The 12,846-nt window shown below is 64.0% G+C and carries 14 protein-coding genes and 1 pseudogene; 7 read left to right on the plus strand and 8 right to left on the minus strand.

Annotation, left to right across the window (positions count from 1 at the left end; genetic code table 11):
- On the minus strand, positions 1 to 445 hold a 445-nt coding region (locus tag WEB61_RS12740; RefSeq protein ID WP_368064712.1), incomplete at its 3' end, for an MFS transporter.
- A 331-nt stretch (positions 446 to 776) separates the two neighbouring features.
- On the opposite strand from WEB61_RS12740, the gene WEB61_RS12745 reads away from it, so the two are divergent.
- From WEB61_RS12745 to hisN, 6 genes are all read left to right on the plus strand, one after another.
- Positions 777 to 1,628 (plus strand): helix-turn-helix transcriptional regulator, encoded by an 852-nt coding sequence (locus WEB61_RS12745; RefSeq protein WP_368064713.1) that lies wholly within the window; start codon positions 777 to 779, stop codon positions 1,626 to 1,628.
- A gap of 47 nt (positions 1,629 to 1,675) precedes the next feature.
- Positions 1,676 to 2,032: a VOC family protein gene (locus tag WEB61_RS12750; protein WP_368064714.1), complete on the plus strand. Its 357-nt coding sequence runs from the start codon at positions 1,676 to 1,678 to the stop codon at positions 2,030 to 2,032.
- Positions 2,033 to 2,043: 11 nt separating this feature from the next.
- Positions 2,044 to 2,448 (plus strand): SRPBCC family protein, encoded by a 405-nt coding sequence (locus WEB61_RS12755; RefSeq protein ID WP_368064715.1) that lies wholly within the window; start codon positions 2,044 to 2,046, stop codon positions 2,446 to 2,448.
- A gap of 186 nt (positions 2,449 to 2,634) precedes the next feature.
- Positions 2,635 to 4,491 (plus strand): translational GTPase TypA, encoded by a 1,857-nt coding sequence (gene typA, locus WEB61_RS12760; protein WP_368064716.1) that lies wholly within the window; start codon positions 2,635 to 2,637, stop codon positions 4,489 to 4,491.
- Between the two features lie 71 nt (positions 4,492 to 4,562).
- Entirely contained in the window at positions 4,563 to 5,567 is a 1,005-nt protein-coding gene (locus WEB61_RS12765) for an amidohydrolase (RefSeq protein ID WP_368064717.1), read from the plus strand.
- Between the two features lie 48 nt (positions 5,568 to 5,615).
- Positions 5,616 to 6,425, plus strand: a complete 810-nt coding sequence (gene hisN, locus WEB61_RS12770; RefSeq protein WP_368064718.1) for a histidinol-phosphatase — start codon at positions 5,616 to 5,618, stop codon at positions 6,423 to 6,425.
- Here hisN and WEB61_RS12775 read toward each other — a convergent pair.
- Both WEB61_RS12775 and WEB61_RS12780 read right to left on the minus strand, forming a co-directional pair.
- Positions 6,422 to 7,333, minus strand: coding sequence for an alpha/beta fold hydrolase (locus tag WEB61_RS12775; protein ID WP_368064719.1), 912 nt, complete (start codon positions 7,331 to 7,333; stop codon positions 6,422 to 6,424). The genes hisN and WEB61_RS12775 overlap by 4 nt on opposite strands.
- 32 nt (positions 7,334 to 7,365) lie before the next feature.
- Positions 7,366 to 7,740 (minus strand): SCP2 sterol-binding domain-containing protein, encoded by a 375-nt coding sequence (locus WEB61_RS12780; protein ID WP_368064720.1) that lies wholly within the window; start codon positions 7,738 to 7,740, stop codon positions 7,366 to 7,368.
- Positions 7,741 to 7,879: 139 nt separating this feature from the next.
- On the opposite strand from WEB61_RS12780, the gene WEB61_RS12785 reads away from it, so the two are divergent.
- The gene (locus WEB61_RS12785; RefSeq protein ID WP_368064721.1) at positions 7,880 to 9,436 is read left to right on the plus strand and encodes an acyl-CoA carboxylase subunit beta; all 1,557 of its coding nucleotides are present in this window, start codon (positions 7,880 to 7,882) and stop codon (positions 9,434 to 9,436) included.
- A 53-nt stretch (positions 9,437 to 9,489) separates the two neighbouring features.
- On the opposite strand, the gene WEB61_RS12790 is transcribed toward WEB61_RS12785, so the two are convergent.
- The 5 genes and pseudogenes from WEB61_RS12790 to WEB61_RS12810 all read right to left on the minus strand — a co-directional run.
- Positions 9,490 to 9,936, minus strand: a complete 447-nt coding sequence (locus WEB61_RS12790; protein WP_368064722.1) for a hypothetical protein — start codon at positions 9,934 to 9,936, stop codon at positions 9,490 to 9,492.
- 142 nt (positions 9,937 to 10,078) lie between these two features.
- Positions 10,079 to 10,942, minus strand: coding sequence for an ABC transporter ATP-binding protein (locus tag WEB61_RS12795; protein WP_368064723.1), 864 nt, complete (start codon positions 10,940 to 10,942; stop codon positions 10,079 to 10,081).
- Complete coding sequence (locus WEB61_RS12800) at positions 10,942 to 11,685, minus strand: ABC transporter ATP-binding protein (protein ID WP_368064724.1); 744 nt, start codon at positions 11,683 to 11,685, stop codon at positions 10,942 to 10,944. Before WEB61_RS12800 ends, WEB61_RS12795 begins: the two co-directional genes overlap by 1 nt.
- Positions 11,682 to 12,638, minus strand: a complete 957-nt coding sequence (locus WEB61_RS12805; RefSeq protein ID WP_368064725.1) for a branched-chain amino acid ABC transporter permease — start codon at positions 12,636 to 12,638, stop codon at positions 11,682 to 11,684. Before WEB61_RS12805 ends, WEB61_RS12800 begins: the two co-directional genes overlap by 4 nt.
- Positions 12,635 to 12,846, minus strand: a pseudogene (locus tag WEB61_RS12810) (branched-chain amino acid ABC transporter permease); the annotation flags it as partial. The gene WEB61_RS12805 and the pseudogene WEB61_RS12810, both read right to left, overlap by 4 nt.

A 12,846-nucleotide genomic window follows, 5' to 3' on the forward strand; every position in this document is an offset into this window, starting at 1 on the left:
CGAGCGTGCCGATCGAAATCTGCAACCCCGTCAGCGCCGCGAAACGGTCGGCCGGAAACCACCGGCGATAGATCATCAGCGGGCCCATCAGCATCACCGAGCAGCCGATGCCCATCAGAATACGCGCGACGGTGAGGCCCATGCGGCCCTCGGCCATCGCAAAGACCAGACAACCGAGAACGGCAACGCCGACCGAACCGATCATGGTGAGGCGCGCGCCATAGCGGTCGAGCAGGATGCCGACCGGAATCTGCATCAGCGCGAAGGAGAGAAAGAAGGCGCCGGAAAGAATGCCGAGCTCTTCCGGCTGCAGCCCGAGATCCGCCGTCAGATTGGGCGCGATGACGCCCGTCGAGGAGCGCAGGAACTGGCTCACCGTGTAGACGAGGCAAAGAATGGCAACCAGCGCCACGACATAGAGACGGGAGGCGCGCGGGGCGGACATGCGAGAGGTTCCTCCGGGTCCTTGCGGGGCATAATGGGCAGAATCCGGAGGCAGACAATGCGGAGAACCGCCGGAATCCGGGCTTTTTCCAGCACGTCGCCGCCAAAAGCGCGGGCAAACTAGCGCTGCTTCAGGATTCGGTCAATCCGAAAGGCAAATAAATGGAAAAATTTAGGAATAAATTAGGAATAATATTACTTTATGGGTGGGATTTTTGAAATTATCAGAGAGAAGGCCGATTTTCGCGCCGTTTCAGCAAAATTCGCCAATTCCGGACCTCATCGCCGCACCATGATGGCGGCCGGTACTACCGGGATGTAGATTTCCGCTCATGGTCACAGCAACCGTTCTCAAGGAAGGCGCCGTTTCGGCCGTCGATTACCGCTGCCCTGCAGGGCCGGCGGCGGCGCCCTATGCCGAATGGCACGAGATCTTTTCGATTTCCTATGTCCGCACCGGAAGCTTCGGCTATCGCACGCAAGGACAAGCCGCCGAACTGGTGGCGGGCTCGGTGCTGATCGGCCATGCGACCGACGAATATGTCTGCACGCACGACCATCACGCGGGCGGCGACAAGTGCTTGTGCTTCAAGCTTTCCCCGGAGCTGGCCGACATCGTGGCAGGCCGGCCCGAATTGCGGCAGGTGAGCCATCTGCCGCCGCTGCCGGAAATGATGGTGCTGGGCGAACTGGCACAGGCGGCCGCCGAAGGGCGCAGCGATGTCGGCCTCGACGAGGCCGGGCTGATGTTCGCCGGCCGCTTCGCGGAAATCGCGACAGGCAGGAAGCCCGGACCGACGACGGCCAGCGCACGCGACCGCAAGCGCGCCGTCCATGCCGCGACCTGGATGGACGAATATGCGCACCGCCCGATCGACCTCGAACGGACGGCGCGCGAGGCGGGGCTCAGCCTCTTTCATTTTCTGCGCGTGTTCACGAAGACGCTGGGCGTGACGCCGCATCAATATCTCCTGCGCGCGCGGCTGCGCCATGCGGCGCGCCTGCTCGCCGGCGACGACCGTTCGGTCACCGACATCGCCTATGATGTCGGCTTCGGCGATCTGTCTAACTTCGTGCGCACCTTCCGCCGCGCGGCGAGCGTCTCGCCGCGCGAGTTCAGGAGGGCCGCGAAGGGCAAGCGCAACTTCCTCCAAGAACGCCTGCGCCCGCCTCTGCCACGCTGACCTTCGAGAGGCGCATGGACCCCCGCGCGCCGCAACGGAGGTGAGACATGCTCGATCACATCGAACTGAAGGTGAAGAATCCTGGCAAGGCGGCGGGTTTTTACGAAGCCGTGTTGAAACCGCTCGGCGCGAAGCTCTGCTACGAGGACGCGAATCTGAAAGGCTACGGCAGGACGAAAGTGCCCGGCCTCTATCTCGCGAAAGGAGCCGCGACCAAGGGTATTCACTTCGCCTTTGCCGCGCCGAGCCGCGCGGCGGTGGACGCATTCCACGCGGCAGGCCTGAAAGCCGGCGGCAAGGACAATGGCGCACCGGGCATCCGCGCCGACTATGCGCCGACCTACTACGCCGCCTTCCTGATCGACCCGGACGGCAACAATGTCGAAGCCGTCTGCCTGAAATAAGAGGAAGCGCCATGACATCGATCCGCAAGGATATTTCGATCGACGCCCCGGCCGGCGCGGTCTGGAACGCGGTGCGCGACGTGGGCCAGATCCATACCCGCTTCGTGCCCGGTTTCGTCACCGACACGAAACTGGAGGACGGCGCGCGGGTCGTCACCTTCGCAAACGGGTTCGTTGCGCGCGAACTGATCGTCGATCTCGACGATGACGCCCGCCGCCTTGCCTATGCCGTGACAGGAAGCGCGCTGATGAGCCACCATAACGCCTCTTTCGAGGTGATCCCGGAGAGCGCCGAACGCTGCCGCCTCGTCTGGATCGCGGATTTCCTGCCGCATGAGGCGGCGGAACCGGTGGGCGCGATGATGGCGGAGGGCGCAGCCATCATGAAAGCGACGCTGGGACGAAAAGCGGGCTGAACGGGAAACAGGGCCGGGAACGGGCGGCGCGGCAGCATTAACGCCCTGTCTCCCGGCCCGTTTCCGCACCTGCGAAGGAAACCTTGTGGGCCCGGCCCCAAGAGGCTATAACCCGGCCAAATTTCCGGCCGCCCCGCGCCAAGCTCGTTTTGCGCGGCTGAGCGGCCTTTTTGCTCCGGCGGTCATATGTCTATTCGGAATATCGCGATCATCGCCCATGTCGACCATGGGAAGACGACGCTGGTCGATCAGTTGCTTCGCCAGTCCGGCACCTTCCGCGACAACCAGCAGGTTGCCGAGCGGGTGATGGATTCGAACGATCTCGAAAAAGAGCGCGGCATCACCATTCTCGCCAAATGCACCAGCGTCGACTGGGTTGAGGACGGCGTGCATACGCGCATCAACATCATCGACACGCCGGGCCATGCCGATTTCGGCGGCGAGGTGGAGCGCATCCTGTCGATGGTGGACGGCGTGGTGCTGCTGGTGGACGCGGCCGAGGGCCCGCTGCCGCAGACGAAATTCGTGACGTCCAAGGCGCTGGCGCTGGGCCTGCGCCCCATCGTGCTGATCAACAAGGTCGACCGGCCGGACGCGCGCGCCGACGAAGTGCATATCGAAGCCTTCGATCTTTTCGCAGCGCTTGGCGCGACCGACGAGCAGCTCGACTTCCCGACCATCTTCGCCTCGGCGAAGCAGGGCTGGGCGACCGAAGACCTCAACGCGCCCGACGCGAAGGATCACGGCATGGCGCCGCTCTTCGCCAAGATCCTCACGCATTTCCACGCACCCGAAGCGCTGACCGACGGCTCGCAGCAAGAGCCTTTCGCGATGCTGGTGACGACCATCGAAAGCGACCCTTATCTGGGGCGCATCCTGACCGGCCGCATCGAAAAGGGCATCGTGAAGCCGAACCTGCCGGTGCAGGTGCTTCGGAAGCCCAAGGGCGGCGAGGCGGCAACGGTCGAAAAAGGCCGCATCACCCGCGTGATGGCGTTTCGCGGCATCACGCGCATCCCGGTCGACGAGGCGAAGGCCGGCGACATCGTCGCGATCGCGGGGCTGGAGGAAGGCACCGTCGCCGACACGATCTGCGATCCGGTCGTGACCGACGCGATCGACGCGCTGCCGATCGACCCGCCGACGCTGTCGATCACCGTTTCGATCAACGACAGTCCGCTGGCGGGCCGCGAAGGCAACAAGGTGCAGTCGCGCGTCATCCGCGAGCGGCTGATGAAGGAAGCCGAATCGAACGTCGCGATCAAGGTTTCGGACAGTGAGAACCGCGATGCCTTCGAAGTGGCCGGCCGCGGCGAATTGCAGCTCGGCGTGCTGATCGAGAACATGCGCCGCGAGGGCTTCGAGGTTTCGATCTCCAGACCGCGCGTGCTCTACCGCGAGGACGACAAGGGCCACCGCCTCGAACCGATCGAGGAAGCGACCATCGACGTCGACGACGAATATACCGGCGTCGTGATCGAGAAGATTTCGAACCGCAAGGGCGAAATGATCGACATGCGCCCGACGGGTGCCGGCAAGACGCGCATCATCTTCCATTGCCCCTCGCGCGGGCTGATCGGCTATCACGGCGAATTCCTGACCGACACGCGCGGCACTGGCGTGATGAACCGCATCTTCCACGCCTATGAGCCCTATCGCGGCGAAATCGAGGGCCGGCGCAACGGTGTGCTGATTTCCAACGGCGCAGGCGACACCGTGCCTTACGCGCTCTGGTATATCGAGGAACGCGGCACGCTCTTCATCCAGCCGGGCGTGAAGGTCTATGAGGGCATGATTATCGGCGAGAACGCCCGCCCCGACGACCTGATCGTCAATCCACTGAAAGCCAAGCAGCTGACCAACATCCGCACCACCTCGAAGGACGAGGCCGTGCGCCTGACGCCGCCGCGGCCGCTGACGCTCGAACAGGCGATCGCCTATATCGAGCAGGACGAACTGGTGGAAGTGACGCCGAAGTCGATCCGCTTGCGCAAGCGCTGGCTCGATCCCAACGAGCGCAAGAAATTCGCCCGGGCGGGGTGAACGCGGTTCGCCATTTGCCTCGTTCCCTCCCCAATGCCACTCTTTCCCGAAAGAAATGACGGGAGACGATCATGGCGGGAAATGCGGAATGGCTGGCGCAGATTATGGAAGAGGCGCTCGAACCCGAGCTGCCGATCATCGACCCGCATCATCATCTCTGGGACCATCCGGGCTCGCGCTACGAGCTCGATGAACTCATGGCCGACACGGGCCAGGGCCACAATATCCGCGCCACCGTTTTCGTCGAATGCAAGTCGATGTACCGCGCGGGGGGGCCTGAAAATCTCAAACCCGTCGGCGAGACCGAATATGTGAACGGCATCGCCGCCAAATCGGCAAGCGGCGAATTCGGCGCGATGCGCGCCTGCGCCGGAATCGTCGGCTTTGCCGATTTGCGGCTGGGGGCGGCGGTCGACGCGGTGCTGGAAGCGCATCTCGCCCGCGCGCCCGACCGCTTTCGCGGCATCCGCCACGCCTCCGCTTTCGACGACAGCCCCGATGTGCGCGCCTCGCACACGCTACCGCCCAGGGGACTGCTCGGCCTCGGCACATTCCGCGAGGGCTTCGCGCGGCTGGCGAAATACGGTCTCAGTTTCGACGCCTGGCATTATCACCATCAGATCCCGGAACTGACATCGCTCGCCCGCGCCCATCCCGAAACAACGATCATCTTCGATCATTTCGGCGGGCCCATCGGCATCGGGCCTTACGAGGGCAAGCGCGACGAAATCTTCGCGCAATGGAAAAAGGACGTGGCCGAACTTGCCACCTGTCCGAATGTCGTCGCCAAGATCGGCGGCATCAACATGGCGGTCAACGGCTTCGGTTGGCACAAGCGCGCAAAGCCGCCGACCTCGGACGAACTCGTGGCGGCGACGCGCGACTGGTATCTCCATTCGATCGACGTCTTCGGTCCCGCGCGAGCCATGTTCGAGAGCAATTTCCCGGTCGACAAGCTCTCCTGCTCTTATGGTGTGCTGTGGAATGCCTTCAAGAAGATCGCGGGCGGCATGAGCGCCGGCGAAAAGGCATGGCTCTTTCACGACACCGCCAAACGGGTTTACAGGCTGGACTAGGCCGCCCGCCCGCCCCATGATGCGCGCGGTCCGCCACCGGGAACTTGCATGCTTTCTCCACAGCAAATCGACGAACTCACAAGCTTTGCCCTTGAGTTGGGCGATGTGGCCGCTGCCGTGACGCTGCCGCATTTCCGATCCGGCCTCAGCGTCGACAACAAGCGTGGGCAATACGCCTTCGACCCCGTCACGGCGGCCGACCGCGACGCCGAAACCGCGATCCGCCGGCTCATCGGCGAACGTTATCCCGATCACGGCATTCTGGGCGAAGAACACGGCAATCATGACGGCGCGAGCGATCTGACCTGGGTGATCGATCCGATCGACGGCACGCGCAGCTTCATTTCGGGCGTGCCGCTGTGGGGTACGCTGATCGCGCTCAATGACGGCACGCGGCCGGTGATCGGACTGATGGAACAACCCTATATCGGCGAGAAGTTTCTCGGCCGTCCGGGCGGCAGCGAACTGATCGGCCCGCATGGCACCGTGCCGCTGAAGACGAGCGGCTGCACGAAGCTCGAGGACGCACTGCTCGGCAATACCGACCCCGGCATGTTCCATCTCGACGGCGAAAAGGCGGCCTTCCGCGAATTGAGTTCGAAAGTGAAGCTCAGGCGCTTCGGCGGCGACTGCTATTTCTATTGTCTGCTGGCCGCCGGCACGCTCGATCTCGTGGTCGAAAGCGCGCTCCAGCCCTACGACATCCAGGCGCTGATTCCGATTATCGAGAATGCGGGCGGCATCGTGACCGACTGGAAGGGTGGCGACGCACAACAGGGCGGACAGGTGGTGGCAGCGGCAACGCGCGAGCTGCATGAGGCCGCCCTCGCCATCCTGTCGCAGGCCGCGAGCAACTAGTTTTTTTCAAGCTCGCCGATGAAGCGGTCGAAGGCGTCCCAGAAGGCCGCGCGGCAGGGGTCGCGTTCGATCAGGATTTCGTGGCGCGCTTCGGCGATCTCGACAAGTTCACCGGCCGGCAGATGGGAGGCGGCATGGCGCAACGCCGCGCCGTCGATCAGGCTGTCGCGCTCCGCCGCGCAGATGAGAACCGGCGTCCGGACCTTCGCAAGCCAGCCGGGTGCCGACATGGCGTCGATGGCGCGAAAGGCAGCATGGAGCCAGCCGACGGTCGCGGAACCGAGGCCGAGCGCCGGCTTGGCACGGATCAGCGCCTGCAGCGTCGCATAGCGGCGTTCGTCATGGGTGAGGATGTTGTGCTCGAAGGGATTTTCGTCAGCGGCCTTGCGCGTACCGCCCGGCAGGTAGCGTTTGCCGAAGCCGATACTGCCGAGACCCGTCGCAATACCGCGCACGGTGCGCGCCATGGCCTTGCCCGAGAATTTCAGCCCCAGCATCGGCGCCGAGAGCACGACGCCCGCGAACCAGTCGGGATGGTCATGCGCGGCCTTCAGCAGGACGGTGCCGCCCATCGAATGCGCCAGCGCAAACCATGGCTTCGGGAAACCGGGTGCGATTTCGGCCATGACATGGGCAAGATCGCGGTCGAAGGTCGAGAAATCGTCGATGTGGCCCTTGCGCGGGTCGGCCAGCATGCGCGTCGAGAGGCCCTGACCCCGCCAGTCGAGCGAAACGACCGAGAAACCGCGCATGCGCAATTCGCCCACGACCTCGAAATATTTCTCGACGAATTCGGTACGGCCCCCGAAAAAGAAAACCGTGCCCCGGCTGCCGCCCTCCCAGGTGAAAACACGCAGCCGCGCGCCATCGGGCATGGCGAGCCAGCGCGCGACGCCACCTTCGGGCATCGGATTTTCCGGAAGGAGAACAACAGGCGCGTTCAATCGTTCACCGCGCCTGCCCGCCGGGCCATGATCGGACGGAGCCGCGTGATGACCGAGAGATCGCCGACAATCCGGATCCTCCCCTGCCGGAAGGCGACATTCTGATCGGTGTGACGCTGGAAGATATTGAGATTGAGCACCGGGTCGATATGGATCGTGCAATCGGCCGGCACGTCGCGGCGATGTACCTCGTTGGGCGTCTTCGATCCGTCGATCACCAGCACATCGGCGCCCGGATGGACGAATTTGAGCGTCGCGCCGAGCGACACATCGCCCGTCAGCGCGGCCCGCAAAAGGGCCTCGATTTCGTCGACCGCCTGGGCGGCGGCTTCCGCCATACGCCCGGCCGGCATTCTTTTCGTTTCGGCCATCGCCCTTCCATCCGCTTTCCTCGGCATATCCTATCACCGGCCGCCGCTCCCTGCCCAACGGAGCTTTGGCGGCTTTGGCCGAGCCGCCGATATACATTAGGGTTTGCGGGCTTCGCAAACGGGAGGGCTGCCGGACACCATGAGCTGGGAAAAGGAAAGCGACGAAATCAGGCGCCGCCGGGCGCTCGCCAAACGTCAGGGCGGCGCGGAGGCCGTGGCGCGCCAGCATGAAAAGGGCCGCCTGACCCTGCGCGAGCGGATCGAGGGCCTTGCCGACCGGGAGAGCTTTCGCGAACTCGGTGAGGGCGCCGGCGTGCCGCATTTCGATGCCGAGGGAAACCTCGTCGATTTCGAGCCGGCGAATTATGTGCTCGGCTTTGCGACTGTCGGCGGGAGGCGCGTCGTTCTCGGCGGCGAGGATTTCACGCTGAAGGGCGGCTCGCCCAACCCGGCGGGCCTCAGGAAAAGCGTCTATGCCGAGGAACTGGCGCTGACCTACAAGGTGCCGCTGATCCGCCTGCATGAGGGCGGCGGCGGCAGCGTGGCGGGCTCGGCCGGCAAGGGCAACACACGACCGCTCGGCGAACCGGTTTTCGCCAATCCGCGCTTCCGCTCGATCGGCCAAGTGCTGGGCGAAGTACCGGTGGCGAGCGCCGCGCTCGGGCCCGTGGCCGGCATGCCGGCCGCACGCCTCGTCGCCTCGCATTTCGCGGTGATGGTCGAGAATGCGCAGGTACTGATCGCCGGACCGAAAGTCGTCGCCCGGGCGCTCAACGAAAACCTGACCAAGGAAGAGCTCGGCGGTCCGGACGTGCATGCGCGCTCGGGCGTCATCGACAATGTGACAAAAACGGAGGAGGAAGCACTCGCCGACATCGCCCGCTTCCTTTCCTACCTCCCCGACAATGTCTGGCAATTGCCGCCCCGCATCGCATGCAGCGATCCGCGCGACCGGGCCGACGAAAGCCTTCTCTCCGTCGTGCCGAAGGACCGCCGCAAGCCCTTCAACATGCGCAAGATCGTGAAGGCGGTGATGGACGAGGCGAGTTTTTTCGAAATGACGAAACGCTTCGGCCCTTCGCTGATCACCGGGCTCGCGCGGTTGAACGGCGTGAGTGTCGGCGTCATCGCCAATGACTGCAATTTCTATGCGGGTGCAATGACGGCAGCGGCCGCGCAGAAGCTTCGCCGCTTCGCCGACATGTGCAATACCTTCCATCTGCCGATCGTCTCGTTCGTCGACGAGCCGGGCTTCATGATCGGGTCTGCCTCGGAAAAGGCGGCGACGATCCGCCACGGCACAGCGGCGATCGCCGCCGTGATGCAGAGCCGCGTGCCCTGGGCGAGTATCATCGTGCACAAGGTTTTCGGCGTGGCGGGCGCCGCGCATTTCGGCCCGGACGGTTTCGTGCTGTCATGGCCGAGCGCGGCGACGGGTGCGCTTCCCGTCGAAGGCGGCGTCGCGGTCGCCTTTGCGCGCCAGATCGCCGAAGCGGCCGATCCGGAGGCGCTGCGCGCCGAGCTCGAAGCGAAGCTTGCCGCCGGCCAGTCGCCCTTCCCGCGCGCCGAAGGCTTTTCGGTGCATGAGCTGATCGATCCGCGCGAAACAAGAGCGCGGCTCTGCGACTGGCTCGACTGGGTGGAGCCGCGCCGCGCTCTCGCGCTCGGCCCCTACATGACGACGATGCGGCCCTGAAAACAAAAAGGCCCCGATGACGGGGCCTTTTCGCCATTTGTGCCGTCTCGCGATCAGTATTGCGAGAAGAGGATCGCGCCGGTGACGGCGCTGATGCCGATCCAGAGCGCCACATTGTTCCGGTCCCGCGCACGTACATGGTAGTAGGCGCCGTAGCGCGGATGGGAGTCGTAATAAACCGGCGCGCCGAACGAGTGGTAATGATAGGTATGCACCACATGCGGCTGCCAGTGGGACCATGGCCTGTGATGGTAGCGGTGGACCACTTGGGGCGGCCGGTGATGATAGGCATAACCATCATGACGATCGTAGCCGCGATAGCCGTGATGATCGCCGCGCCCGTAATAGTTGCGATGATGCTTGTTGCCGCCCACAAGATGCAGCGTCGCATCGCCCTGCAGCGCGACGGAGGCCGGCAACGTTACCGCCGCCTGAGCCATGGCCGGTGCGCCGAAACCGAGTGCGACGGCGAGACCGGCAAGAGCGAGAGTTTTTCTCATCTCCCTGTCCTTCCATAATCCGTTCGTACCCCGTACGCAGACGAGAATGACGACGCATGGCTGAACCTGTCATGGCTGCCACGTTCATCCGGCGTTCATGTTGAAGCGAGGATTTCTGCGAAAAAAAGCGTCGCCCGTCCGTTCAGCCGCCGAGAAAAAGACGGCCGACATCCGGATTTTCCAGGAGGTTCTTGCCTGCGCCCGCGAGCGCCACACGGCCCGAAACCAGCACATAACCGATATCGGCAAAGTCGAGCCCGCGCCGCGCATTCTGCTCGACCATGATAATGGTCTTGCCCTGCTCGCGCTGCAACTCGCCGAGAATCTCGAACACCATGTCGATCATGCGCGGTTCAAGGCCGATGGAAGGCTCGTCCACCAACAGCACCTGCGGGTCCATGATGAGGGCGCGGCTGATTTCGAGGAGCCGCCGCTCGCCACCCGACAGCACGCCCGCCCGTTCGTTGCGCCGTTTGGCGAGACGGTCGTAATGTGCGAAGACGCGCTCCGCCGCCGCCTGCGCTTTCGTCCGGTCGGCCAGCAGATAGCCGCCCATCAGCAGGTTTTCCTCGACCGTCATGTCGGGAAAAACCGAATTGTCCTGCAGAATATAGGCGATGCCGGCGTCTTTCAGCTTTTCGCTCGGCGACAGTCGCGTGACGTCGCGCGCGCCGGCGACAACGCGGCCGGCGGTGATTTTCGTGAAGCCGAAAATCGAATGCAGCACGGTCGACTTGCCGGCCCCATTGGGACCGACAAGGCAAAGGCTCTGGCCCGCGCCGACGGCAAGGTCGATGCCGTGCAGGATTTCCATCGCACCGTAGCCCGCGTGAAGCCCGTCAAGCGTCAGCAGCGGCGCGCCCGCGACAAGCGACAGGATTTCCTCGCGCGGCACGGCACGCGCCATCGCCTCCGCTTCGCGCGCGACATCGTCGACCGAGAGGACGGTATCGACGTTCCCCTTCCCATAGCCGCCTGCAAGACCCTTGTTCTTTTCCTCCGCCATCACGCCACTCCGAGATAAGCGTCGAGCACGCGGCGATCGTCGCGGATTTCCTCAGGCCTGCCTTCAGCCAGAACCTGCCCATGCGCCAGGCAGGTGATGCGGTGCGCGAGGTTCATGATAACACGCATATTGTGTTCGATGACGAGCAGCGTGATGCCAAGTTCGGCATTGGCACGGCGCAGCCTGTCGATCAGGCCGTTGATCAATGTCGGGTTGATGCCGGCCGTCGGTTCGTCGAGCAGCAGCAGTTTCGGCTCGTTCATCAGCGCCATCGCAAATTCGAGCAGCTTCTGCTGCCCGAAGCTCAGACGGCCGCCGCGCTCGTCTCGCTTCTCATGAAGCCCGACGAAAGCCAGAAGATCGTTTGCGCGAACCCGCGTCGCCGCCGGCACGGGCTTGAGCAGCGACACCAGGCCGCCATGCGCCTCGCGGGCGCTGATCGCCATGTTCTCCGCGCAGGTCATCTCGCCATAGATGCGGGTCTGCTGCCAGGTACGCAACAGCCCAAGCCGCGCAATGGGCGCCGCGCGAAGATGCGAAATCGGACGGCCTTCGAAATAAACCTCACCGCCATCGACCGGAAGGGTTCCGGTGATGCAGCCGAAAAGCGTCGTCTTGCCCGACCCGTTGGGACCGATCAGCCCGGCGATTTCGCCCTGCCGCACGGTCAGCGAAATACGGTCGTTGGCGACGACGCCGCCGAAGCGTTTGGTGACTTCACGCACTTCGAGCATCGCGGTCATGGGGCGGTCCCCTCGCGCGCCGCGCGGCGCTCGGCAAGCCAGCCCATGATCCCTTGCGGGAAAAAGACGACGATGACGACGATGAGAAGACCGAGCGCGACGCGTTGCCAGCCGAGAAGATAGGTCCAGAAAAGCTCCTGGGTGACATGAAAGACAAACGCACCGAGAACGGGCCCCCAAAGCGTGCCCTTGCCGCCGAGCATTGCCATCAGCACCATCCAGACGCCGAAAGTGGCGCCTGCAAAGGCGACATCGCGCGGATCAATGAAGCCGATCATGTTGGCCGCCAGGCCCCCGCAAATCGCCAGAAAGAACGCGACGACGCACCAGGCGAAAACCTTGATCCGGGTCGTTCGAAGACCCATCGCATCGGCCTTGTCCTGATCGTCGCGAATGGCATTGAGCGCGAGGCCAAAGCGCGTGCTGTAAAGCCAGCGCAGCGTCAGGAAACAGACAATGGCAACGGCAAAGAGCGAGAAGCAGAAAAAGAACTCGCGTTCGCCGAGCGCGCCTGGATATAGCGGCAGCGCCATGCCCGAACCGGCGCCGACATAGTCCCAGCCGGCCGCGATTTCAGCTGCCGTGATGCCAAGACCGAGCGTGCCGATGGCGAAGTAGTGACCGCGGATGCCGAGCAGTGCCGCACCGAACAGAAGTGCCGCCGCGACCGCGAGCGCCGCACCGAGCGCAAGACCGAACCCCAGCGCTTCGAAATAGGGAAGCCCCGCGTCGCGCTGCACGACGGCTGCCGCATAACAGCCGATGCCGAAGAAGACGATGTTGCCGAACGAATTGTAGCCCATCCGCCCGCCCAGCATGTCCCATGTCAGCGCGAAGACGACCATCAGCCAGAGAAACGAAAGCTGGGTAATGAGACCCGGAGCCATGAACGGTAACCCGAGCCCGACAATGGCGAGCGCGCCCATGATGTGCCAGTCGGAGAGGCGGTTCATTTGAGATGCTCCCGCCGGCGCACGGCCTTGAGGTGACGCCAGACAAGGATCGCAACCATCAACGCAAAGACGAAGGCGATCTGGAACTCGGTGCCGAGCACGAAGCCGGCGGCGTTTTCAAGCGCGCCGAGCCCGAGCCCGGCCGCGACGACGGCACCGACATTGCCGACGCCGGCGACGACGACGACCATGAATGAGCGTACCGTAT

It is taken from the genome of Parvibaculum sp., from assembly GCF_040882025.1.
Classification (GTDB): domain Bacteria; phylum Pseudomonadota; class Alphaproteobacteria; order Parvibaculales; family Parvibaculaceae; genus Parvibaculum.

Bases quoted from the DNA above. Each gene is read 5' to 3' on its own strand.
- WEB61_RS12750 (WP_368064714.1), top strand. From the start codon at position 1,676: ATGCTCGATCACATCGAACTGAAGGTGAAGAATCCTGGCAAGGCGGCG.
- WEB61_RS12745 (WP_368064713.1), top strand. From the start codon at position 777: ATGGTCACAGCAACCGTTCTCAAGGAAGGCGCCGTTTCGGCCGTCGAT.
- WEB61_RS12795 (WP_368064723.1), bottom strand. From the start codon at position 10,942: ATGGCGGAGGAAAAGAACAAGGGTCTTGCAGGCGGCTATGGGAAGGGG.
- WEB61_RS12775 (WP_368064719.1), bottom strand. From the start codon at position 7,333: ATGCCCGAAGGTGGCGTCGCGCGCTGGCTCGCCATGCCCGATGGCGCG.
- WEB61_RS12790 (WP_368064722.1), bottom strand. From the start codon at position 9,936: ATGAGAAAAACTCTCGCTCTTGCCGGTCTCGCCGTCGCACTCGGTTTC.
- WEB61_RS12765 (WP_368064717.1), top strand. From the start codon at position 4,563: ATGGCGGGAAATGCGGAATGGCTGGCGCAGATTATGGAAGAGGCGCTC.
- WEB61_RS12785 (WP_368064721.1), top strand. From the start codon at position 7,880: ATGAGCTGGGAAAAGGAAAGCGACGAAATCAGGCGCCGCCGGGCGCTC.
- WEB61_RS12755 (WP_368064715.1), top strand. From the start codon at position 2,044: ATGACATCGATCCGCAAGGATATTTCGATCGACGCCCCGGCCGGCGCG.
- typA (WP_368064716.1), top strand. From the start codon at position 2,635: ATGTCTATTCGGAATATCGCGATCATCGCCCATGTCGACCATGGGAAG.
- WEB61_RS12800 (WP_368064724.1), bottom strand. From the start codon at position 11,685: ATGACCGCGATGCTCGAAGTGCGTGAAGTCACCAAACGCTTCGGCGGC.
- WEB61_RS12805 (WP_368064725.1), bottom strand. From the start codon at position 12,638: ATGAACCGCCTCTCCGACTGGCACATCATGGGCGCGCTCGCCATTGTC.
- WEB61_RS12780 (WP_368064720.1), bottom strand. From the start codon at position 7,740: ATGGCCGAAACGAAAAGAATGCCGGCCGGGCGTATGGCGGAAGCCGCC.
- hisN (WP_368064718.1), top strand. From the start codon at position 5,616: ATGCTTTCTCCACAGCAAATCGACGAACTCACAAGCTTTGCCCTTGAG.